Consider the following 21,274-nt stretch of genomic DNA (forward strand, 5'->3'; position numbering starts at 1 on the left):
AGCAATCACAGACCTATCGGTACGGTAACACGTCAGATGATGATTTCCTCATAAACGTCGCAATGGTCAGCAACCGGCTCGCCACCGTCGCGCCGGTGCGCCCGGATGGAAAGAAGGCGATGCCGCGCACAATGACCGCACATCTCCGCAGGACTGGACGGTGCCGTCCGGTCGGACCAGAGCCGCGACGGCGCGACCCTGCCGCACCCAACGATGCAGCTCGGTGCCCGGCTCCGCGACGACGATGAACCCGCCGCGCTGCTCGAAACCCGGCCCGTCAGCCGCCGGCGCAGGCGCGGGTGCGCGAGCAACGTGGCCGCGGTGATACCGGCCGGGCTCGCGCCGACGATCACCACCGGGATCGTCGCGGTGCTCACGGCGAAACCCCGGACAGTGCAGCCAGATAGCCGAGCGTGACCAGTCCGGTGACCACCGCGGGCGCGTACTCGGCCACACCGTCGCCGTTGCGGACATGTGCGACCACGGCGCCGGTCATCAACAGTGCCAGGCCGATTCCCGCGGCGATCCCGATCGGCGGGCGGGCCAGACCGATCAGCAGCCCACTCGCGCCGGCGATTTCGAGCGCTCCGATGCCCCGGTAGGCGGCGGTGGAGTAGCCCAGACGCGCGGCGCGTTCCCGCATCGGCGCGAGGGCGAGCGTCTTGGCCGCACCGAACGACAGGAACTCCACGGTGAGCATCGCGGCCAGCATGGTCGACAGGATCTTCATCGGTGCACCTCGACCTTCCAGGTGATCGCGTAGCGACCGAGAATCGCCTCGACGGCCCCTTCGACGGCCTCGGGGCCGAGCTCGACGACGGTCACGATCGCGCCGTCCTCGACCTGCGCGGTGACACCGAGTACGGCCTCGACTCCGGCCAGCGCATCCTGTACCTCGCGACGAGTGGCGTCGGCGCGCAGGGCGAGCTTGTACGGCTTGCCGACGTCGGTCACCGGCAGGACATCCAGCACCGTCACCGTTTTCGGCGTGGCGGCGCGTTCGGGCACCCGCTCCCCCGCCCAGGCGGCGAGCTCCGCCTCGCTCACCTCCGCGCCGGGCGCCAGGGTCACATAGGCCACGGGTACCTCCCCGGCGTGGACGTCCGGGCGGCCGACCGCGCCCGCCGAGGTCACCTGCGGGTGGGACAGGAGCGCGTCCTCGATGACCGCCGGATCGAGATTGTGCCCGCCGCGAATGATGAGATCCTTTGCGCGACCGTGCAGATGAACGAATCCGTCGGCGTCGACATGCGCGAGATCGCCGGTGCTCAGCCACCCGTCGACCACCGCACCGAGCCCGTCCAGCAGGTGCCCGTGCTCGCTGCGGCCGGTCACGTAACCGGCGAAGACCGTGGGCCCGCCGATCACCAAAATGCCGGTCTCACCGGCGGGGAGTTCCGTCCAGACGCCGTCCTCGGACGTGCGAACGACCTTGACCTGCTGGTAGGGCATGCGCTGCCCGACCGAGCCGGGACGCGGCAGATCCGGGAAACTGCGGGCGGTCGCGCACGTCGCCTCGGTGAGGCCATAACCCTCGACCAGCGTGACCCCGGTGTGCGCCTGGAAGTTCTCGCGCACGGCGGCCGGCAGCGGGGACGCACCGACCATCGCGTAGCGCAGGCTCGAGATGTCCGCGCCGATCGGGCACTGCGCCAGCACCGCGTACACCGTCGGCACCGCGCTCATGGCCGCGATCCGGTAGTGCGCCACGATATTCCAGAACTCGCCGTAGAGAGCGAAGTCCCGGTATCCGAGCGGCCCGGCCCAGACCACCGACTGACCGCGGAACAAGGGCGCGAGCAGCGTCACGACGAGCGCGTTGACATGGAACAGCGGCAGCGCGGCGAAGACCACCGCATCCTCGTCGAGCAGGGAGTTGGCCGCGATCATCCACGCATTGGCGACCTCAGCGGACTGCCGGTGCGCGGCCAGTTTCGGCACACCGGTGGTGCCGCCGGTGTGGAACAGGGCCGCCAGATGCGTTGCGGCGGGCGGCTCCCCGGCGAAAGCGGCCCAATCATGTTCGGCTGCAAGGGTATCGAGATAGCCGATGCGCACACCGTCGATGACAGGCAGCGGCACGGTCTCCGTTGCGGCAGCGGTCGGCCGTAGCATCAGCACCGCATCCAGCAGACCCTGGGACGCGAGTTCGGATGCCGACTCCCAGATGTCCGCGGCGAGTTCGGGGCCGGCGGCGATCAGTACCCGAGCGCCGGAGCGGTGCAGGAGCTCCGCGATGTGCGCCCGCGACAGGCCGCCATTGATCGGCGCGGCGATGCCCGCCAGCTGTGCGGCCAGGGTGGCGGGAATCGACTCGGCGCAGTTGGGCGCGATCAGGGCGACCGCGTCGCCGCGGCGCACGCCGAGTGCGTGCAGCAGATTGGCACAGCGGTGCACATCGGCGAGCAACTGGGAGTAGGTGCGCTGCACCGGTTCCCGCCAAGTCGAGGCATCGGGCAGCACGGTGACGGCCGTACGGTCCGGCCACCGCCGCGCGGCGCGCACCAGCAGTGCGTAGGTCGACTCGGGCAGCCCGCGCTCGGCCAGGGGCACCGATTCGATGACGCTCAGGTCCTCCGGACCGCTGTAGCGCGGCCACAGCAGGGCTTCGGCGTCGGACTCGAGGGGCGGGTTACCGGTCACCGCGCGTACCTCACGACCGTGCGCTGGCGGCCCAGGTCGAGGACACCATCATCGGTGCCGATGGTCGCCTCGACCACATCGCCGTCCTGGAGGTACTTCGGATTCTTGGCCTGGCCCTCGAAGAACAGCTTCCACTTCATCTTGGGCGGCAGCAGCGACGCGATGATCTCGACCGGCTTCGGTGGAGCGCTGAGCGCGGTGCCGATCGGAGTTCCGGTCAGCAGCAGGTCTCCGGCGTCCATGCGCTGGAACCGGCTCAAGGCCCGCAGCGTCTCGACCGGCCGGTAGATCATGTCGGCGACCGTCATGTCCTGGCGTACTCGGCCGTTCACCCACAGCCGGAGGCGTAGATCGGTGAACCGCTTCGGCTCGTCGGCGTCCAGCAGCACCAGTGCGGGGCCGACGGGCGTGAAGGTCGGATACGACTTCGCCTCGTAGAATTGGGTTTTCGGCAGCTGCACGTCCCGGGCCGACACGTCGTTCGTCACGACCAGACCCGCGATGTAGTCGCCGAGGGAGTCATCGTCGATCTCGGCGCCGACCGGCATCTCGCGGCCGAACACCAGGCCGATCTCCACCTCGTAGTCCAGCAGCTTCACATGCGCGGGCCGGATCACGTCGTCGTAGGGACCGCTGATCGATCCGGAGCTCTTGCGGAAGAAGGTCAGCGGCACGGTCTCGGGGTTCAGCCCCGAGTCCTTCACGTGGGATGCGAAGTTCGTCATCTGCGCGACGACTCGACACGGTGCGGTCACCGGAGAGATCAGCGAAAGACCTTCGACCGGAACAAGATCCGGGCTAGCGGCGGCCGCGGCGATCGCCGCCCGATCCGCCAGCAGTTCGCGCGTCGTGGTCGCGGCGGTATCGATGCGCGCCGCACCGGCGGGTGTCCGGACCCACCAGGCGTCCGCGGTACGGAGAACGGAAATGCTCATGAGTTGGCTACTTTCAGCAGGCCGCGCAGGCGGCGGAGATCGAATTCGTTGTCCTCGCGCAGCGCGTCGAGGATCGAGCGCACTTCTCTGAGCGATTCCCGCCCAGGGGAGAGACCCAGGAAATCCTTGGTGGCGGGCGGCCCCCACTGCGCCAGCCCCGACGCGCTCATCGGCGCCCAGCCCGGTTCGAGGGTGCAGTCGAACATGTCGCCGTCACTGAAATGCTCGACCATGAAACCGTCGGGATCCCGCCAGTAGTCGAAGATCTGGCTGCCCTGAATGTGGCGTCCGATTCCCCACGACCGCTGATAACCGTGGTCGAGGAGGTACTCGCCGCCGGCGGCGAGCGCATCCAGATCGGCGACCTGATAGGCGGAGTGCACATACCGGTTCGACGGCCCGAGGGTGAGCGCCAGTGTGTGATGGTCGGCCGGAGTCGCGCCACGGTCGCAGCGAATGAAGCTCATCACCGGCCCGCGTTCCCGCTGTCCTGGGTAGAAGAGGAAGTCGCTGACGATCAGGCCCAGATAGCGCAGGTACCAGTCGAGAGTCTCCCGGTACCTGGTGGTCTGCACGACGACATGGCCGAGGCGCTGCACCTGCGCCGGAACCCGGGGCGGCCGCTGGGTGGCATTGACACGCAGTACCTCGTGCCCGCGGTTGAATACCTGCGTCCGCTGCGCGGGCAGCCCGGGCAGTTCGTGGGTTTCGGCGACGACTCGGACCCGCAGCCCGCTCGGATCCACCAGATCGAGACCCAGTCCGCCGAGCGACTCCGGCAGCGGCTGCGGCCGCCGACCGGTTTCCTCGCCCAGGCGCAGCAGATCGCCGGTCTCGGCGGCCCGGAAAGCCGGGCCGACGAACCGGGAACGATCACCGCGCCGCACCAGCACACAGGGCGACCCGGCGTCGGTTCCGCGCAGGTGCAATTCCTCGGATGTCCGCGTGGCGGTGGTGAAACCGAAAGCGCCAGAAAAGATCTCGGCGCGCTCCAGGTCGGGCTTCTCGAATTCCAGCCAGGCCAGATCGAGCACCTTCACCACCGGATTGCGGGCGCGGCCGGGGTGCTCACCCCGCACTGCGCCCTGCGCACTGTGCAGGCCGCTGTGCACGTCGTGATGTCCGCTCATCGACCGCTCCCTTCATGTTCTGACGATATCGTCACTCACGAACCAAAAGTCAGTCAAGACCTTCTGAGAATTTCGTCAGAACTGACCCGGGGCGCTATGCTGGGCGGCCTACGGTGTCAGGGAAGAGGTGGACAGCGATGGTCACGCAATCCGGGCAACCCAATCGCCTGGAGCGCCGGAAGGCGCGTACTCGCGCGGCGCTCGTCAAGGCGGCGCAATCGTTCCTCGCGGCGGGCAGGCTCAGCGTGCCGATCTTGGAGATCACCCAGGCCGCCGACGTCGGGATGGGGTCGTTCTACAACCACTTCCAAACCCGCGAAGAACTGTTCGAGGCCGCCGTCGAGGAAGCGCTCGACCTGTACGGCGTCGTGCTCGACACCCTCTGCGAAAACCTCGACGACCCGGCGCAGGTCTTCGCCCAGAGCTTCCGGCTCACCGGGCGCCTGCACCGCCGCAACCCGATGCTCAGCAAGGTCCTGATCAACAACGGCCTGCAGCTGGCGCGCTCCGAGCAGGGCCTCGCCCCCCGCGCCCGCCGCGATATCGAGGCCGGTGTCCGCGCCGGACGATTCGACGTCCGCGATACCGAGCTGGCGATGACCATCGTCACCGGCGCGGCCATCTGCCTCGGCCAGCTCCTGCACGAGCAGCCCGAACGCGACGACGCCGAAGCGACCGATCAGGTCACCGAAGACCTGCTGCGCATGTTCGGACTCTCCGCGGACGACGCGCACGAGATCTGCGGGCGTCCCCTGCCGTCGCTCGACGCACTGCCGCACACCGACACCGCAGCCTGAACACGTCCGTCGGAATCGCGCGCCGCGCACGCGACGGTCTGGCTTCATGTGCAGCCCGGGGGCTCACTGCGGCTTGCGAACCAGGGGCACTCGCCGGCGCCGACGACGGCCCTCCACCGGTTTCGGCCGGCGCCGAGGGCGGCCGTAGCGCAGCAACTCCATCAACAAATCCTCGGCCGCGCGATACCGCGGTATATCGACCCAGAGCCGCCATACGACCTCCGGATCACCGCGCTCCAGCACGGTCGTGCGCACAGGCAGGACGTAGGCTGCGATCCCCGCGTCGATCAGCGCGAACAGCACTCGGTACACCTGCGACTCGGCCAAGTCGGCGAGGACTGCCCAGGATTGTGAGTTCAGCCCATTGGCCAATCCGCGGGCGGGAACCCAGTGCGGAGTGCTGCGCGAGCCTGACCACGGATCGGGAACCTCACGTGCCGTGGTCATCGCGCCCAGCCGTTCACGGGATGCCTGTCGACCAGACCGGTCAGTCCCGCTTCATCATTTCGTAGATTCGCTTGCAGTCCGGGCAGACCGGGGAACCCGGCTTGGCGGAACGGGTGACCGGGAAGACCTCGCCGCAGAGGGCGACCACGTGGGTGCCCATGACCGCGGACTCGGCGATCTTCTCCTTCTTGACGTAATGGAAGACCTTGGGAGTGTCGTTGTCGGTCGACTCGTCGGTGGTCTCGTCCGGACGGACCAGGGTGTCTGCGCTCACCGTTCAATCATGCCAGGTCGGCCTGTCGCAGGGCGGGCGGCGTGTGCATCCGACGCGCGGTAGTGGAAGACTCGGGGTATGCAGCGTGACGGCGAATCCCAGGCCGACGGCATGAGCGGTGAGGATCGCCCGGACGTCGAGTTCCATCCCGCCGGTTCCATCCCGAAACCACTGCGCCAGTCGCAGGGCTACTTCCCGGGCGAGGAGAAGCAGCATCCGGCGCTGATCACCGAGGCCGCGACCTCGCTCGAGCAGCAGCATCGCGACCGGGTGCGGCGGTACATCACCATCATGTCGTTGCGCATCCCGTGCCTGATCGGCGCGGCCGTCGCCTACAGCGTGTGGCACAGCTGGTGGCTCTCGCTGCTGATCATCGGCGTCTCCGTCCCGCTGCCGTGGATCGCGGTCCTCATCGCCAACGACCGCCCGCCCCGCACCAAGGACGAGCCCAGCCGCTGGGACGGACGACGCGATCAGACAGCGCTGGAATCACGGCCGCACCGGGCAATCGACGGTTAGCGCGGACGTATCCCCGCTGACAGCAGGGCCGCCAGCCCGCACAACCCGCCCGCGATGAACCAGGCCAAGGTGTAGCTGCCCTGCACGTCGCGGATGACGCCCGCGCCGAAAGCGGCCAGGGCGGCGCCGATCTGGTGGGAGGCGAAGACCCAGCCGAAGGCGACGGGTCCGTCCGCGCCGAAGTGGGCGCGGCACAGGGCGACCGTGGGCGGGACGGTGGCGATCCAGTCGAGGCCGTAGAAGATGATGAAGGCCCACATGCTGGGGTGTACGTCGGGTCCGAAGAGGATCGGCAGGAACAGCAGTGAGATGCCGCGCAGCGAGTAGTAGGCGACCAGCAGGTAGCGGGAGTCCACGCGGTCGGTGAGCCAGCCCGAGGCGATGGTGCCGGCGACATCGAAGATGCCCACCGTCGCCAGCAATCCGGCCGCGGTGGTGGCGGGCATGCCGTGATCGTGGGCGGCGCTCACGAAGTGGGTGCCGACCAGGCCGTTGGTGGATGCCCCGCAGATGGCGAAACCGCCTGCCAGCAGCCAGAACACGGGCTTGCGGACGATGGTCGCCAGCACCGTCACCGCGCGGGCCGCGCCGCCCGGCGCCGAGGTGCGCACTCCGACCCCGCTGTCCGGCTCGGCGCCGTAGGCCCGCACCCCGGCGTCGCTGGGGAAGTCGCGGATGAACAGCAGCACCAGCGGCACCACCGCCAGCGCCGTCGCCGACACCACGAGAGACGGTGTGCGCCAACCGTGATCGCGGGCCAGGCTCGCGATCAGCGGCAGGAAGACCAGCTGCCCGGTCGCGCCCGCGGCGGTGAGCACGCCGGTCACCAGGCCGCGATGCTTCACGAACCAGCGCCCGGTGATGGTGGCCACGAACGGCATGGACATCGAGCCCACGCCGACGCCCACCAGCAGGCCCCAGGTCGCCATGAGCTGCCACGGCCGGGTCATGAACACCGTCAGTCCGCTGCCCGCCGCGATCAGCACCAGCGCGCACGCCACCACCCGGCGAATACCGAAGCGATCCATGAGCGCCGCCGCGAACGGCGAGATCAGGCCGTACAGCAGCACATTCACCGACACCGCCGCGCCGATGGTGCCGTGCGACCAGCCGAACTCCTCGTGCAGCGGGTCCATGAGCACACCGGGCACCGAGCGGAAGCCGGCCGCGCCCAGCAGCGCGATGAAGCCCACCACCGCCACGATCCACGCCGGATGCGGCCCCGGCCGCCTGGTCGCGGGTGCGTCGGGCAGCGGTGTGCCGCTCGTGGCCGAGCCGTCCGCGCCGGCGTGCAACGGGGCTGTGCCACCCGATGATTCCCGGCCGAGATCGTCCTTCAGTTCGCTCACCCGATCGAGGGTGACCGAAAAGCCCTTCCGCCACGAGTGGCCAGAATGACACAATGCGTCAAGATCCAGCCATCACGAGAGGAGCATCGTGCCGACACCCCATCTGGTCGCCGTCCTCGTCCTGGAACCGACCGTCGGCTTCGACATGTCGATCCCGCCCGTGGTGCTCGGCGCCGCCGTCGACGAGGACGGCAACCCGCTCTACGAGGTGCACACCTGCGGCGTCGACACCGGCGGTGTGGTCGCCACCGGTGGATACACCGTCATCCCGGAATTCGGCCCCGAGCTGCTGGCCCGGGCCGACACCGTGATCGTGCCCGGCACCCGCATCACCCAGCCGCGGCAGGAGGGCACGCTGCCGCCCCGGGTGGCCGCGGCGCTGGCCACCATCCGGCCGGACGCCCGCATCGTCTCCATCTGCACCGGCGCGTTCGTGCTCGGCGCGGCGGGCCTGCTGGACGGCCGCCGCGCCACCACCCACTGGCAGTTCGCCGACCGGTTCCGCGCGCTCTACCCGAAGGTTCTCCTCGACGAGAACCTGCTGTTCGTGCAGGACGGAAACGTCTGGTCCTCAGCGGGATTGGCAGCCGGCATCGACCTGTGCCTGGATCTGATCCGCACCGATCACGGCAGCGCCGCCGCCAATGGCGCGGCCCGCTACTGCGTGGTGCCGCCCTGGCGTGACGGCGGGCAGTCGCAGTTCATCGAGCGGCAGGTCCCGGAGTCGGGCAGCGAGGGCACCGCGCCGACCCGCCGCTGGGCACTGGACCGCCTGGACCGGGAGCTGGACCTGAACTCCCTTGCCGCGCATGCTCATATGAGCGTGCGCACCTTCACCCGCCGGTTCAAGGCCGAAACCGGCATGGCGCCGGGGGCGTGGATCCTGCAGCAACGGGTCCGGCGCGCCCGACACCTGCTGGAGACCACCGACCTGACCGTCGACGAGGTGGCGCGCAGCGCGGGCATGGGCACCTCCGCCTCGCTGCGCCACCACATGCGCCTGGCGCTGGGCGTGCCGCCGCTGACCTACCGCAAGACCTTCCGCAAGCGCGAAACCCTGGAGACAGCATGACGATTCGCTGGATGTGGGCCTTCCTGGACCGTCCCGCCGCACAATTCGACGACAGCGCCCGGTTCTGGACCACGGTCACCGGCACCGAGCTCTCGGCGCCACGGGGCGAACGCGACGAATTCGTCACGCTGCTACCGGATTCCGGGGCCGCGACGGTCAAGATGCAGGCGATCGAGGGCCCCGCGCGCGTGCATCTGGACCTCGATGTCGACGATGTCGGCGCGGCCACCGAGCGCGCCCAGCAGCTGGGCGCCACCCTCGCCGCGGACTACATCCTCACTTCGCGCATCGGCTACGCCGTCCTGCACTCTCCCGCCGGAATGCCCTTCTGCTTCACACCTTTCCGCGATTCCGCGGGCCCGCTCACCCCGACCGTGACCGGACCCGCCGGCGACCGCAGCCGGCTCGACCAGATCTGCCTCGACATCGGCGCGAGCGACTACGAGACCGAGGCCCGCTTCTGGACCGACCTGACCGAATGGTCCTGGCGCCCCAGCACCCTGCCGGAATTCGCCCGCCTCTCCGCGCGTCCCGGCCTTCCGATCGACCTGCTGCTGCAACGCCTCGGCGATGACCGACCCACGTCGGCGCACCCGGATATCGCCTGCACCGATATCGAGGCCACGGCGACCTGGCACGAGCGGCTGGGCGCACACCGCGCCGAACTCGGCAAGCACTGGATCGTCATGACGGACCCCGCCGGCCAGCCCTACTGCCTGACCGGCCGCCGGCCGGCCTGAGGCGCGGGATCGTCGAAGCCCCCGCGTGCTTCGAGGCTCCTCGGAGCCGGGAAGCACGCAGGGGCTTCGACGTAGCCGGTCCTGCTACTTGCGCTCGGTCTGCGGCTGGCGGCGTGCCGCTTCGCCGGAGTTGGCCAGCGCCTCGAGATCCTCGAGGAACTTCTCGATGCTGTCGGCCCGTGCCTGGGGCGAACCGATCTGCTCGCGCACCTTCTCCTCGGTGAGAGCGAGCATGGCGGCGGCCAGATCCTGCTCCAGGTCACGGATCATCTGCCTGCGGTACTGCAGGATCTGATCGCGGCCCTGCTTGCGCACCCGCTCCACCTCGGCCGCGGCGGCCTCACGCATCTGCTGGATGATGCGGTCGGCGTCGGCCCGGGCCTCTTCGCGCATGCGGTCGAGCTCGGCCTGTGCCTCGGCGACGGCATTGTCGTAGGCAGCCTTGGCGGTGGCCAGTCGCTGCGCCGCCGCCTCGCTCTCCTCGAGTTGCCGCCGGATCTGGTCCTGAGCGTTGTTCATGATCCTCTTCACGGGTGGCACAACGTATTTCACGAAGAACCACACGATGACAGCGAAGCCGAACAGCTGGCTGAAGAAGACGGGCCAATCGAAGGTGATGTTGTAAATACCCTCGGCGAGATGGGTATCGGTGAGGATCATGCAGACCCCCGTCCTCTCTGCTGGCCCGCGCTGGTCCGGGCACGATCGTTCCCGCCCAGGACCCGGGCGGCCAGGTCCTGAGCGAGTGGTTCGACGGCTTCGCGTAGTTCGGCGGCGACCTGGTCGGCCTCGGCGCGGAGGTGCGCCGTGGACTCGGCCACGATCTGGTCGGCCTCTTTCTGTGCCTCGCCGCGCATTTCCTCGAGGATCGCGCGCCCTTGGGCCCGGGCCTGGTTGCGGATGTCGGCCGCTTCCGTACGGGCTTTCTCGAGCGCGGACTCGTAGCGCGCCTCGGCTTCGGCGAAGGTTTCGCTGGCTTCCTTGGCGGTCGCCGTCGTGACCTCGACGCGTGCCTCCCGCTCCGCCAGCACCTTTCGTATCGGCGGAACCACGAAGAACCAGATGACTCCGAGCACGATCAGGAAGATCAATAACTCAGCGAAGAAGGTGCCGTTGGGAACCAGGAAGTTCCCGGCGGCCTCCACATCCGTTCTGGGAGACATGATGACGTCTACTTACCGGGAGTAGCGAATACGAACAATGCCATGAACGCTAGATTGATGAAGTATGCCGCTTCGACCAGACCCACGGTCAGGAAGAAGTTCACGCGCAGGCGGCCCTCCGCCTCCGGCTGCCGGGTGACGCCGTTGATCAGAGCGGCGCCGGCCAGACCGTCACCGATACCCGCGCCGATGGCACCGCCCGCCAGAATGATGCCGCCGCCGATGAGAGCGCCCTGGACGATACTCGCGGTTGCTGGGTCTGCCATTTTTCACTTCCTTTGACAAAGGGTTATAGCGCTGAACAGCTGAAGCCGCTCAGTGGTTTTCACTCTCCAGCGACATCGACTGGCTGAAGTAGAGGATGGTCAGCAGGGCGAAGATGAATGCCTGAATGGCTCCGACGAACAGGTCGAAGACCTTCCAGATGGCATTCGGTCCCCAGCTGATCCAGAAGGGGAACAACGTGATCACCGAAACCATGACGCCGCCCGCGAACATGTTGCCGAAAAGTCGCAACGAGAGCGACAGCGGTTTGGCGATTTCCTCGACCACATTGATGAAAACCATGGGGCCCCAGCCGGTGTGGCCCTTCAGCAACTGTTTCACGTGCCCGCCCGGGCCGCGCCGCCACGCGCCCGCGGCGTGATAGAGCAGGAACACGAACAACGCGAGCGACAGCGTGAAATTGAAATCGGACGCCGGCGGCGCGATCAATTCCCCCGAACCGTACTGAACGGGCAAGACGGACAACCAGTTCGAGAGCAGGATGAAGGTGAACAGCGTGACCGCCAGCGGCAGCACGAACGGCGCGACCCTCATGCCGATGGCCGTCTCCACCTGGCTGCGCATCTGGACCGTGACGGTCTCGAAGAACAGCTGCACCCCGTTGGGCACCCCGGAGGTGATCTTCACCCGCAGGTAGAAGGCCAGGGCCAGTACGATCAGCGCGGCCACCCCCGTGGACACGATGGTGTCCACATTGAAGGTCATGCCCAGCAGATGCGCCTGGGCGTGGTCGCCGACATGGATCTTGGACTCCCCCGAGGAATCCTCGGCGGCCAGCAGCGCCGGCGCCGACGAATGGGCGAGGGAAGCGACGGGAATGCTCATGACTGCTGTCGAAGCCCTTTCACCTCGGGCAGAGCGGTATGGAGTACCAGAATCAGCTGAAAGGCCGCCAGCCCGAAGAAGATTCCGACGCCGTAGGGCCGGGTCAGGAATGCCACCACAATCGACAAAGCGGTCAGAATGAGCAGCCGCGACGCCGAGGACAGCGCCAATTTCTGTTTGCTGGGTGTTTCCGCATCCGTGATACGGACGATGGACATCCAGGTAAGCCGGGCGTTCACCCAGCCGAGCGTCAGCCCGGTGGCCATGAAAACACCCAGCAACAATCGATCGAACGCCCCTGTGACCATCAATGCCAGTACGCCGAAAGCGATTGCAATAGCACTCGCCCTACGCATCCGTAGCCTGTTGAGGTCCAATACGACACCGCCTCGCCGTCATCCCACCTCGTAGTGGGGCCGTGCATGATCAATAGCATACACAGCCCAACCTCGTTGCGGGGCAGTATTTTTGATCTTCAAATTGTTGATCTTGAAATTCTGAAACGCTTTTCAGCGAACTTTCCGCCACTTTATTCGGACATCAGTGTTGCACAGCCTTTTCCGCTCCGGTGCCGGTCAGCGACCGCACCTGCATCTCGGCGTACTTGGCGTCGTCACGTTCCCTCGACAGCACGGTTCCCAGCCAGCCCAGAGCGAACGAAACCGGGATGGACACCAACCCCGGGTTGGCGAGCGGGAACCAGTGGAAGTCATGGGATTTGATCATGGCGGTGGGCGCTCCGGAGACCGCCGGCGAGAACACGATCAACACGATCGTGACGGCCAGTCCGCCATAGATGCTCCACAGTGCGCCGGCGGTGTTGAAGCGCCGCCAGCACAACGAATACAGAATGGTCGGTAGGTTTGCCGAGGCCGCCACCGCGAAGGCCAGCGCCACCAGGAACGCCACATTCTGATTCTTTGCCAGAATGCCGCCCACGATGGCCAGCGCCCCGATCACCACCGCGGTGATCCGCGCGACCCGCACCTCGCCGTCCCGGCTGTCGCCGTTCCCGCGCTTGATGACATTGGCGTACACGTCATGGGCGAAGGACGCCGACGCCGTGATGGTCAGGCCCGCGACCACCGCCAGAATCGTCGCGAACGCCACGGCCGCAACGAATCCCAGCAGCACCGGCCCACCCAGTTCCAGGGCCAGCAGCGGCGCGGCCGCGTTCTCCTTGCCCGGCGCCTTGGCGATCTTCTCCGGCCCCACCAGCGCGCCCGCGCCGTACCCGAGCACCAGCGTGAACAGATAGAAGACCCCGATCAGGCCGATCGCCCACACCACCGACCGGCGCGCCTCCTTGGCCGTCGGCACCGTGTAGAACCGCATCAGCACGTGCGGCAGCCCGGCCGTCCCCAGCACAAGAGCCAGTGCCAGGGAAAGGAAGTCGAGCTTGCTGGTGCCGTTCTTGCCGTACTTGAAGCCCGGCTCGAGCAGCTTCGCACCGGTCTTGCCGCCATGGTTCACCGCATCGTGCAGCAGGCTCGAGAAGTTGAAGTCGTAGCGCCCCAGCACCCACACCGTCATGGCCGCGGCCGCGCCGATCAGCAGCACCGCCTTGACGATCTGCACCCAGGTGGTGCCCTTCATGCCGCCGACGAGCACGTAGACGATCATGATCGCGCCGACGACGGCGATCACCAGATTCTGCCCCGCCGAGCCGGATACGCCCAGCAGCAGCGAGATCAGCACGCCCGCTCCGGCCATCTGCGCGAGCAGATAGAACAGGCTCACCGCCAGCGTGGAGGTGGCCGCCGCCGCCCGCACCGGCCGCTGCCGCATCCGGAAGGCCAGCACATCACCGAGGGTGAATTTGCCGGTATTGCGGAGTAACTCGGCGACCAGCAGCAGCGCCAGCAGCCAGGCCACCAGGAACCCGATGGAATAGAGGAAGCCGTCGTAGCCGTATACCGCGATGGCCCCGGCGATGCCCAGGAAGCTGGCGGCCGACAGATAGTCGCCGGAGATGGCGATGCCGTTCTGCGGCCCGGAGAAGGCGCGCCCGGCGGCGTAATAGTCTGCAGCCGTGCGGTTGTCGCGGCTGGCCCATACCACGATGCCCAGCGTGATGACCACGAAGATCGCGAAGATGGTGATGTTGAGCCCGGGCCGGCTGCCCTCCACGGCCGCTGCCAGATCCACGGTCATCGGGTCGGTCCTTCCAGTTCGGCGCGGATCTGCTCGGCCATCGGGTCGAGGGTGCGGTCGGCGTAACGCACGTAGAGACCGGTGATGACGAAGGTGGAAAGGAACTGCAGCAGGCCGAAGATCAGCCCGACGGTGATGTTCCCGCCCACCTTGTGCGACATGAAGTCGTGCGCGTAGTCGGCGAGCAGCACGTACAGCGCGTACCAGGCCAGGAACAGAGCGGTCATGGGGAAGACGAAGCGCCGGAAGCGATGCCGCAGGCGCTGGAACTCGGGGCTGTCGTAGACCTCGGTCCATTCGAGATCCGGACGGCCGGTCTTGGATTCAGTTGTCAACTGCGATACCTCCTGGTGATCCCGGTCACAGTAGCAACGAAGGTGGTCGCGAGCGGGTCGAATAACCGCAGGTGAGATCGCAAATTCATCGATAAGTGAGCCGAAATTAATGGCGTCCGGCGGCCAGCTACCAACCGGTTTCCCCGCGATCCGATCGGGCGAACCGGGCCCGCCGCCGGATGCCCATCGGTAGCGGTGGCAGAGTTCGATGTCATGCCGACGGATCAGACGACCACCTCGTCCCTGCTCGCCGACCTCGCGCCCGACCTACGCGCGGCGCTGACCCGCGTCCGCTACGACGCGGACACCCTGCTCGAGGCGCTGGGCGACGCCGCCCACGCCGCCCTCGGCCGCGGCGAACCGGTCCCCGTCCGCCGCGCCGCCGCCGATCTCGGCGAGCTCGGCACCCTGGTGCGCCTGCTGCTGCTCGGCGATCCGGTCCCCGAACGTGAAGCGGCAGCGGCCCTTTCGCCGGTGAGCATCGACCGCGCCACCGCGGCGGGGCTGCTGGAGCGCGACGGCGACGAGGTCCGCGCCGCCCTGGATCTGCGTCCCCTCGATCTCGGCGAGGGCACCCGCTGGGTGCTATCCGACCTCGACGACTCCATGCGCCGCCGCAGCCTCGACGCCGACCACGTGCTCGGCGTCGGCCATGCCTCGCTGTCGCTGCTGCGCGCCACCCCGACCCGCCCGGTCGGCACCGTCCTGGATCTGGGCACCGGCTGCGGCGTGCAGGCCGTGCACGCCGCCGCCTACGGCCGCACCGTCACCGGCACCGACGTGAACAAGCGCGCCCTCTGGCTGGCCGGGGCCACCGCGGCGCTCAACGACCTCGATATCGAACTGCTGGAAGGCTCCTGGTTCGAACCGGTGGCCGGCCGCCGCTTCGACCAGGTGGTGGCCAATCCCCCGTTCGTGGTGGGCCCGGCCCGCGTCGAGCACACCTACCGCGACTCCGGCCTCGCCCTCGACGGCGCGAGCGAACTTGTCATCTCCGGCATCCCGGACCTGCTGAACCCGGGCGGCACCGCGGCACTGCTCGCCTCCTGGGTGCACCTCGACGGCCAGGACTGGCGCAGCCGCGTCGCGAGCTGGCTGCCCGACCATGGTATCGACGCCTGGATCGTGCAGCGCGACATCGCCGATCCGGCCCTCTATGTCGGTACCTGGCTGCGCGACGCCGGGTTGGATCCGCGCGAGGGCGCCGCCCAGGCCCGCGCCGAACGCTGGCTCGACGCCTTCCGTGAGGCCGACGTCGAGGGCATCGGCTTCGGTTTCGTCTACCTGCGCGCCACCGACGGCCCGACCGAACTGCTCGCCGAGGATCTGACCCACAGCTTCGACGACCCGCTCGGCCCCGAGGCCATCGCCTACTTCGAGCGCTCGGCCTGGCTGCGCGCCGCGGCCGCCGATCCCGACCTCATCCTCGACTCGCGCTACCAGGTCGATCCGGCCACCGCGCTCGAACGCGTCTATCTCCCCGGCGACGCGGGCTGGACGCAGGCGGTGGCGCGGCTGCACCGCGGCGACGGCCCGCGCTGGCAGCACGAGGTCGACGACACCACCGCCGCGCTGCTGGCCGGGATGCGCCCCGACGGCCTCCCCCTGCGCGAACTCCTCGAACTGCTGGCCTTCAGCGAAACCGGCGACGCCGCGACCCCCGACTTCGAGAGCGCGGCGATGACCGTGGTGGCCGGACTGGTCCGGCACGGTCTCGTCCACCCGCGCTGAGCGAGGGCTCTCCCCCGCCGACGGCCGCCGGGTCTGCCCCGGCGGCCGTCGGTATTTCCGCTGGAAACCGCCGCTGACGGGCGGTGAGGTCCGTCACGATCACATGTCGCCCAGATACCGATCCGGGCGGCCGCGGGAATGCGCCCGAGCCGCGATTCGTTCAACTACGTGCTCGAATCACGACGTCCGGGCAAGGCCCGTACACACGTATTCGCTTGTCGCGTCAGGAAGTTCGGGCGCGGCGGTGGGCAACCACCCGGTCACCGAGGGTCGTCCGCCGGTGGCGCGTGTTCCCGGCGATGCGCGCTTCTCAGGAACTTCTCAGCCGTGCGCCGTAAAAACCGCAGATCAAGCGCGGTTTACCGGTGGTCTGGCGGGGAACTTTCCTGAAGTCGGGTCCGTTGAACGGAGCGAGACACCACCGACAGGAGGCAAGTCATGACAAGCCCCGCCACCACTGACGTGCGCACCAGCGAACAAGACCTCGACGCCCAGAGCCCCGCCGCCGACCTGGTACGTGTGTACCTGAACGGGATCGGTAAGACGGCGCTGCTGACGGCGGCCGACGAGGTCGAGCTGGCCAAGCGCATCGAGGCGGGCCTCTACGCTCAGCACCTGCTGGAGACGAGCAAGCGTCTGTCCGCCGCGAAGAAGAAGGATCTGGCGATCCTGGTTCGCGAGGGTCAGGCCGCCCGCCAGCACCTGCTGGAAGCGAACCTCCGCCTCGTGGTCTCCCTCGCCAAGCGCTACACCGGTCGTGGCATGCCGCTGCTGGACCTGATCCAGGAGGGCAACCTGGGTCTCATCCGCGCCATGGAGAAGTTCGATTACACCAAGGGCTTCAAGTTCTCGACTTACGCCACCTGGTGGATCCGCCAGGCCATCACCCGTGGCATGGCCGACCAGTCCCGCACCATCCGCCTCCCCGTCCACCTGGTCGAGCAGGTGAACAAGCTGGCCCGCATCAAGCGGGAACTGCACCAGCAGCTCGGGCGGGAGGCCACCGACGCGGAACTGGCCAACGAGTCGGGCATCCCGGTCGACAAGATCGCCGACCTGCTCGACCACAGCCGCGACCCGGTATCCCTGGACATGCCGGTCGGCAATGACGAAGAGGCCCCGCTGGGCGACTTCATCGAGGACTCCGAGGCCACCTCCGCCGAGAGCGCCGTCATCGCCGGTCTGCTGCACCGCGACGTGCGCAGCGTGCTGGCCACCCTCGACGAGCGCGAACAGCAGGTCATCCGCCTGCGCTACGGCCTCGACGACGGCCAGCCGCGCACCCTCGACCAGATCGGCAAGCTCTTCGGCCTGTCCCGCGAGCGCGTCCGCCAGATCGAGCGCGAGGTCATGTCCAAGCTCCGCAAGGGCGAGCGCGCCGACCGCCTGCGCGCCTACGCCAGCTAGTTCACACCCGCGGAGCCGGTCCCCCTGCCCGGCTCCGCACTCTCCGATCGTCGGGCCACTTTCGAGGCGCTGGCCCGACTCCCGCCGGCCGATTCCGCTGCCCGAACGTCCCCTCCGGGCGCGCAGAGTCGGCCGGCGTTTCCATGCGCCGGGTCCTCCGATGCGAATGTGGTTGCCGGGCAGCGGCGTCCGCACCCCTGCGGCCCAGGGTCAGAGCCGGGTCAGGGATTGGCAGGGGCTGGGGGCCGGGATATCGCCGCGGAAGTAGGCGGTGGGCGGAACGCCCATGAGGGAGCGGAAGTCTGCGGTCATATGGGATTGGTCGTAGTAGCCGGAGGCCGTGGCCACGTGTGACCACGGCGTATTGCCCGCGGCGGCCAGGACCTGACGAACCCGGGTGATGCGGGCATAGTGCTTGGGCGACACGCCGATTCCGGCGGCGAACAGATTGCGCAGCTGGCGTTCGGAGACGGCCAGGTCCGCGGCCAGCGCGGTGACCGGGCCGGCGGTGTCCATGGCGGCGACCGCCGAATCCAGTAGCCGGCGGTGGTCGCGGCGAACCGAATCCTCCGAGAGGCGGTGCGGGAGCACGGCTTCCAGGAAGGGGGCGACCTCGTCGGGATCGAGCTCGAGCAGCCGGTCGGCCAGATCGGCGACCGGGCCGGGCAGGTCCGACAGCACGGCGATCCGGTCGGTCAGCTCGGCGGCCGCGATGCCCAGCAGGGACTGGGACGCACCGGGAGCCAGGCGGATTCGGGTGCAGCCCGCGGCCGTGTCCGGGCTGGAGTAGGTGGCGCGGGTGCGCGGGCCCAGCACCCACGCGTCCCGGCTGCCGGATTCCTCGGTGCGCAGCACGATCGAGGTGACCGCCTGGGGAATGTGGGTGAAGGCGGCGGACCCGGGGTGGACGGTCGGAATGCAGGCGATCTCGGTGATCCACGGACGCAGCGCGGCAGGCGGGGTCAGGCGGCGTTCGAGATCCTCGGCGGTCACGACGGGAGCCAGGGTTTGCGCAGTGGTCACCCGATCAACTCTAGGCAGCTTCGGCGGTCACGGGTGTGCCGGTTTTTCCTATAGCCGGACGGGGGTGGGTCGGCAGGGTGATTCCCATGATCGTTATCACCGGTGCCACGGGCACCATCGGAAGTGAAGTCGTCCGGCAGCTGGCGGCGCGCGGGGTGAAAGTGCGCGCGGTGACCCGGAATCCGGAGAGCGCCCAGGTCCCCGACGGCGTCGAGGTGGTGCGCGGCGACTACGCCGACACCGCGTCGATGGCCGCGGCCTTCAGCGGGGCCGAAGCCGCATTCCTGGTCGGGCTGCTCGGACCCGACTATGTCGAACTGGATCGCGCGCTGATCGAGGCGGCCCGCGACGCCGGCGTCCAGCGCCTGGTGAAGCTGTCCGCCATCGGCACCGGCGACCCCGATCTGGGCCGGGTCGGCACCTGGCACGCGCCCGGCGAGCGGGCGGTCCGGGACAGCGGCGTGGCGTGGACCATCCTGCGGCCCAGCAGTTTCGCGTCGAACACCCTGAGCTGGAGCGCAGCGATCAAGGCGGGGCAGCCGGTGCCGAATATGACCGGCACCGGCGCGCAGGGCGTGGTCGATCCGCGTGATGTCGCGGCGGTGGCGGTGGAAGCGCTGCTCTCCGACGCGCATTCGGGCCGGGTGCTCACGCTCACCGGCCCGGCCTGGCTGACCACGCGCGAGCAGGCCGACGTCCTCGCCGCCGCGCTCGGCAGCCCGATCGAGGTCACCGATATCCCGCACGACGCGGCACGCGAGTTCATGCTGGGGGCGGGCATGTCCGAGGAATTCGCGGCCGGCGCACTGGCCGGTCAGGCCTACGTGGCCGCGGGCGCGAACGCCATCATCACCGGCGATGTCGAGCGGGTGCTCGGCCGCGCGCCGCGCGGCTACGCCGACTGGGTGCGCGACCACACCGACTCCTTCACGGCCTGACGTCCCCGCCCCGGCCGTTCCCGGGCCTACTCCGGGGTCTGCCGGACCGGCTCGGCGTCCGCGAGGACGGACTCCAGCCGGTCCAGCATGCCCTTCCAGCCGCCGCCCATGATGCTGCGCGCCCGCTGCATGACCGGATCCTCCGGATCGAAACCACGGTGGCTGAACAGGATTCGGGTGCCGCGCCCCTCCGGCCGCAGGGTCCAGCTGATCACCCAGCCACTGTCCCGATCGGACTTCGCGTCGTTCCAGCTGACGCTGAGCAGCTGCGGCGCAACGACTTCCAGCACCTCGCCGCGAATCTCGCCGGAAAAGTTCTGACCTGGCATCGGCTGGGTCCTCATCTCGAAGACCGTGCCCACCACCGGTTCGAAACCGATGGGCCGCATCATCCACTGCCCCATGAGTTCCGGCGTGGTGAGCGCGCGCCACACCTTCTCCGGCGGATGCGGGTAGTAGTGATCGAGTTCGATCGTGGTGATGTCGTCGGTCATCATCGGTCCTTCTCCTCGGGATCGTCGGGCATGGCATCCAGCACCGCGCCCAGGTCGCGCAGCCGGGCCCGCCAGAACCGTTCGAACGGATCGAGCCAGGACTGCAAGTCGTGCAACGGTTCGGGTTCCACCCGGTAGAACCGCTGCCTGCCGCGCTTGTCCTCGGCCACCAGCCCCGCATCCCGCAGCACCTTCAAATGCTCCGACACACTGGGCCGCGCCATATCGAAGCGCTCCGCGATCACCTGCACCGACTGCTCTCCCTCGAGCAGCAGCTCGAGAATGTCGCGCCGGGTGGGATTGGCCAGCGCCCCGAACACCCGATCGGCGGTCCCGGACTTCAAGCGGTAGGGCATGACCACACGATAGGTAGGAAATCACCTACCCGTCAACCGTAGGATTACTCCTACCCAATTGACCGAAAGACGGCCACGGAGTCGGACACCGTGGCCATCGAAACGAAACGACGGAGCTCAGAACCCGAGACTGCCGGTGCCGATGCTGCCGCCACCACCGCCGCAACCCGTGGTCGAGGGAGTCGGGACCGGGGCACCGGCGGGCGCCGGAGCGACCGCCACGGTCTGCGTCACCGAATCCGAACCCTGCGAGAGCGTGACCGTGTGAGTGCCCGCGGTCGTCGGCGTCCACTCGGCGCCGAACCCGGCCTCGTCCATCCCGGGATAGAAGGCATAGAAGCAAACCCCGTTGTCGCGGAAGATCACCCGCGAGCTCGCGGTCGGGAACAGCGAACCACCGGCCATCGCCTGGATGCCCGCGGTCGCGCCGACCACGAAGCCACCGGAGGGCGGGATGATCTTCATCTGCAGCAGGCCGTCCGCCGAAGCGGTCGCCGCGGTCATTGCGACCACAGCAGCCCCGGCCATCAAACTCGTTGCACCCCAGCCGATTCGGCGACGGAGCGTTCTACTCACACGCATTTGAAACTCCTGTTCGTCGACCCCGCCGACGGGGTCGACGAACACTAACGTTCGCAGAGTGTGAAATATCGAGAT

At 68.4% G+C, this 21,274-nt stretch carries 26 protein-coding genes; 7 read left to right on the forward strand and 19 right to left on the reverse strand.

The window, feature by feature from the left end:
* Positions 1–32 precede the first annotated feature (32 nt).
* Genes ACWEQQ_RS24805 through ACWEQQ_RS24825 form a run of 5 tightly spaced genes read right to left on the reverse strand, consistent with a single transcriptional unit; the run spans position 33 to position 4,708 of the window.
* Positions 33–377 (reverse strand): hypothetical protein, encoded by a 345-nt coding sequence (locus ACWEQQ_RS24805; protein ID WP_452349872.1) that lies wholly within the window; start codon positions 375–377, stop codon positions 33–35.
* Positions 374–730 carry a DoxX family protein gene (locus tag ACWEQQ_RS24810; RefSeq protein WP_452349873.1) on the reverse strand — a complete coding sequence of 119 codons (357 nt, stop codon included), beginning with the start codon at positions 728–730 and terminating at the stop codon, positions 374–376. Before ACWEQQ_RS24810 ends, ACWEQQ_RS24805 begins: the two co-directional genes overlap by 4 nt.
* Complete coding sequence (locus tag ACWEQQ_RS24815) at positions 727–2,643, reverse strand: acyl-CoA synthetase (RefSeq protein ID WP_452349874.1); 1,917 nt, start codon at positions 2,641–2,643, stop codon at positions 727–729. The genes ACWEQQ_RS24810 and ACWEQQ_RS24815 overlap by 4 nt, the downstream gene beginning before the upstream one ends.
* Entirely contained in the window at positions 2,640–3,578 is a 939-nt protein-coding gene (locus tag ACWEQQ_RS24820) for a fumarylacetoacetate hydrolase family protein (protein ID WP_452349875.1), read from the reverse strand. The genes ACWEQQ_RS24815 and ACWEQQ_RS24820 overlap by 4 nt, the downstream gene beginning before the upstream one ends.
* The gene (locus ACWEQQ_RS24825) at positions 3,575–4,708 is read right to left on the reverse strand and encodes a VOC family protein (RefSeq protein ID WP_452349876.1); all 1,134 of its coding nucleotides are present in this window, start codon (positions 4,706–4,708) and stop codon (positions 3,575–3,577) included. The genes ACWEQQ_RS24820 and ACWEQQ_RS24825 overlap by 4 nt, the downstream gene beginning before the upstream one ends.
* Before the next feature lie 137 nt (positions 4,709–4,845).
* On the opposite strand from ACWEQQ_RS24825, the gene ACWEQQ_RS24830 reads away from it, so the two are divergent.
* Positions 4,846–5,505: a TetR/AcrR family transcriptional regulator gene (locus ACWEQQ_RS24830; protein ID WP_452349877.1), complete on the forward strand. Its 660-nt coding sequence runs from the start codon at positions 4,846–4,848 to the stop codon at positions 5,503–5,505.
* Positions 5,506–5,568: 63 nt separating this feature from the next.
* Here ACWEQQ_RS24830 and ACWEQQ_RS24835 read toward each other — a convergent pair whose 3' ends face one another.
* Entirely contained in the window at positions 5,569–5,808 is a 240-nt protein-coding gene (locus ACWEQQ_RS24835; protein WP_452340691.1) for a hypothetical protein, read from the reverse strand.
* A 184-nt stretch (positions 5,809–5,992) separates the two neighbouring features.
* On the reverse strand, positions 5,993–6,226 hold the full coding sequence (locus ACWEQQ_RS24840; protein ID WP_354837011.1) for a DUF3039 domain-containing protein: 234 nt from the start codon (positions 6,224–6,226) through the stop codon (positions 5,993–5,995).
* Positions 6,227–6,304: 78 nt separating this feature from the next.
* Between ACWEQQ_RS24840 and ACWEQQ_RS24845 the strand changes: the two genes are divergently transcribed.
* Entirely contained in the window at positions 6,305–6,745 is a 441-nt protein-coding gene (locus ACWEQQ_RS24845; RefSeq protein ID WP_452340690.1) for a DUF3099 domain-containing protein, read from the forward strand.
* Here the strand turns inward: ACWEQQ_RS24845 and ACWEQQ_RS24850 are convergent.
* Positions 6,742–7,998: an MFS transporter gene (locus ACWEQQ_RS24850; protein ID WP_452349996.1), complete on the reverse strand. Its 1,257-nt coding sequence runs from the start codon at positions 7,996–7,998 to the stop codon at positions 6,742–6,744. The two genes, ACWEQQ_RS24845 and ACWEQQ_RS24850, sit on opposite strands and share 4 nt — an antisense overlap.
* 241 nt (positions 7,999–8,239) lie before the next feature.
* Between ACWEQQ_RS24850 and ACWEQQ_RS24855 the strand changes: the two genes are divergently transcribed.
* Together ACWEQQ_RS24855 and ACWEQQ_RS24860 are read left to right on the forward strand one after the other, a co-directional pair.
* Complete coding sequence (locus ACWEQQ_RS24855) at positions 8,240–9,166, forward strand: GlxA family transcriptional regulator (protein ID WP_452349997.1); 927 nt, start codon at positions 8,240–8,242, stop codon at positions 9,164–9,166.
* Positions 9,163–9,906, forward strand: a complete 744-nt coding sequence (locus ACWEQQ_RS24860; protein ID WP_452349878.1) for a VOC family protein — start codon at positions 9,163–9,165, stop codon at positions 9,904–9,906. The genes ACWEQQ_RS24855 and ACWEQQ_RS24860 overlap by 4 nt, the downstream gene beginning before the upstream one ends.
* Positions 9,907–9,990: 84 nt before the next feature.
* Here the strand turns inward: ACWEQQ_RS24860 and ACWEQQ_RS24865 are convergent, their stop codons facing one another.
* The 7 genes from ACWEQQ_RS24865 to ACWEQQ_RS24895 form a co-directional block, all read right to left on the reverse strand.
* Positions 9,991–10,566: a F0F1 ATP synthase subunit B family protein gene (locus tag ACWEQQ_RS24865; RefSeq protein WP_356998204.1), complete on the reverse strand. Its 576-nt coding sequence runs from the start codon at positions 10,564–10,566 to the stop codon at positions 9,991–9,993.
* Positions 10,563–11,069 (reverse strand): F0F1 ATP synthase subunit B, encoded by a 507-nt coding sequence (locus ACWEQQ_RS24870; protein WP_452349879.1) that lies wholly within the window; start codon positions 11,067–11,069, stop codon positions 10,563–10,565. The genes ACWEQQ_RS24865 and ACWEQQ_RS24870 overlap by 4 nt, the downstream gene beginning before the upstream one ends.
* A gap of 8 nt (positions 11,070–11,077) precedes the next feature.
* Positions 11,078–11,335 carry a F0F1 ATP synthase subunit C gene (locus ACWEQQ_RS24875; protein WP_040810042.1) on the reverse strand — a complete coding sequence of 86 codons (258 nt, stop codon included), beginning with the start codon at positions 11,333–11,335 and terminating at the stop codon, positions 11,078–11,080.
* A gap of 49 nt (positions 11,336–11,384) precedes the next feature.
* Positions 11,385–12,179: a F0F1 ATP synthase subunit A gene (gene atpB, locus ACWEQQ_RS24880; RefSeq protein ID WP_452340688.1), complete on the reverse strand. Its 795-nt coding sequence runs from the start codon at positions 12,177–12,179 to the stop codon at positions 11,385–11,387.
* A complete protein-coding gene (locus tag ACWEQQ_RS24885) occupies positions 12,176–12,445 on the reverse strand; it encodes a hypothetical protein (RefSeq protein WP_364618754.1) in 270 nt (89 codons plus the stop codon). The genes atpB and ACWEQQ_RS24885 overlap by 4 nt, the downstream gene beginning before the upstream one ends.
* Positions 12,446–12,719: 274 nt before the next feature.
* Complete coding sequence (locus tag ACWEQQ_RS24890; protein WP_452349880.1) at positions 12,720–14,333, reverse strand: solute symporter family protein; 1,614 nt, start codon at positions 14,331–14,333, stop codon at positions 12,720–12,722.
* Positions 14,330–14,668, reverse strand: a complete 339-nt coding sequence (locus ACWEQQ_RS24895; RefSeq protein ID WP_452349881.1) for a DUF485 domain-containing protein — start codon at positions 14,666–14,668, stop codon at positions 14,330–14,332. Before ACWEQQ_RS24895 ends, ACWEQQ_RS24890 begins: the two co-directional genes overlap by 4 nt.
* 213 nt (positions 14,669–14,881) lie before the next feature.
* On the opposite strand from ACWEQQ_RS24895, the gene ACWEQQ_RS24900 reads away from it, so the two are divergent.
* Entirely contained in the window at positions 14,882–16,399 is a 1,518-nt protein-coding gene (locus tag ACWEQQ_RS24900; RefSeq protein WP_452349882.1) for a DUF7782 domain-containing protein, read from the forward strand.
* A gap of 438 nt (positions 16,400–16,837) precedes the next feature.
* Positions 16,838–17,806: a sigma-70 family RNA polymerase sigma factor gene (locus ACWEQQ_RS24905; RefSeq protein WP_354837030.1), complete on the forward strand. Its 969-nt coding sequence runs from the start codon at positions 16,838–16,840 to the stop codon at positions 17,804–17,806.
* Between the two features lie 210 nt (positions 17,807–18,016).
* Here the strand turns inward: ACWEQQ_RS24905 and ACWEQQ_RS24910 are convergent, their stop codons facing one another.
* Positions 18,017–18,829: a helix-turn-helix domain-containing protein gene (locus tag ACWEQQ_RS24910; RefSeq protein ID WP_452349883.1), complete on the reverse strand. Its 813-nt coding sequence runs from the start codon at positions 18,827–18,829 to the stop codon at positions 18,017–18,019.
* Positions 18,830–18,915: 86 nt separating this feature from the next.
* Here ACWEQQ_RS24910 and ACWEQQ_RS24915 point away from each other — a divergent pair, with 86 nt between their 5' ends.
* Positions 18,916–19,767, forward strand: a complete 852-nt coding sequence (locus tag ACWEQQ_RS24915; protein ID WP_452349884.1) for an SDR family NAD(P)-dependent oxidoreductase — start codon at positions 18,916–18,918, stop codon at positions 19,765–19,767.
* A gap of 26 nt (positions 19,768–19,793) precedes the next feature.
* On the opposite strand, the gene ACWEQQ_RS24920 is transcribed toward ACWEQQ_RS24915, so the two are convergent.
* From ACWEQQ_RS24920 to ACWEQQ_RS24930, 3 genes are all read right to left on the reverse strand, one after another.
* On the reverse strand, positions 19,794–20,261 hold the full coding sequence (locus ACWEQQ_RS24920; RefSeq protein ID WP_452349885.1) for an SRPBCC family protein: 468 nt from the start codon (positions 20,259–20,261) through the stop codon (positions 19,794–19,796).
* On the reverse strand, positions 20,261–20,617 hold the full coding sequence (locus tag ACWEQQ_RS24925) for an ArsR/SmtB family transcription factor (protein WP_354837038.1): 357 nt from the start codon (positions 20,615–20,617) through the stop codon (positions 20,261–20,263). The genes ACWEQQ_RS24920 and ACWEQQ_RS24925 overlap by 1 nt, the downstream gene beginning before the upstream one ends.
* A 117-nt stretch (positions 20,618–20,734) precedes the next feature.
* A complete protein-coding gene (locus ACWEQQ_RS24930) occupies positions 20,735–21,121 on the reverse strand; it encodes a hypothetical protein (protein WP_452349886.1) in 387 nt (128 codons plus the stop codon).
* Between the last annotated feature and the right edge of the window lie 153 nt (positions 21,122–21,274).

This window comes from Nocardia sp. NPDC004123, assembly GCF_053603795.1.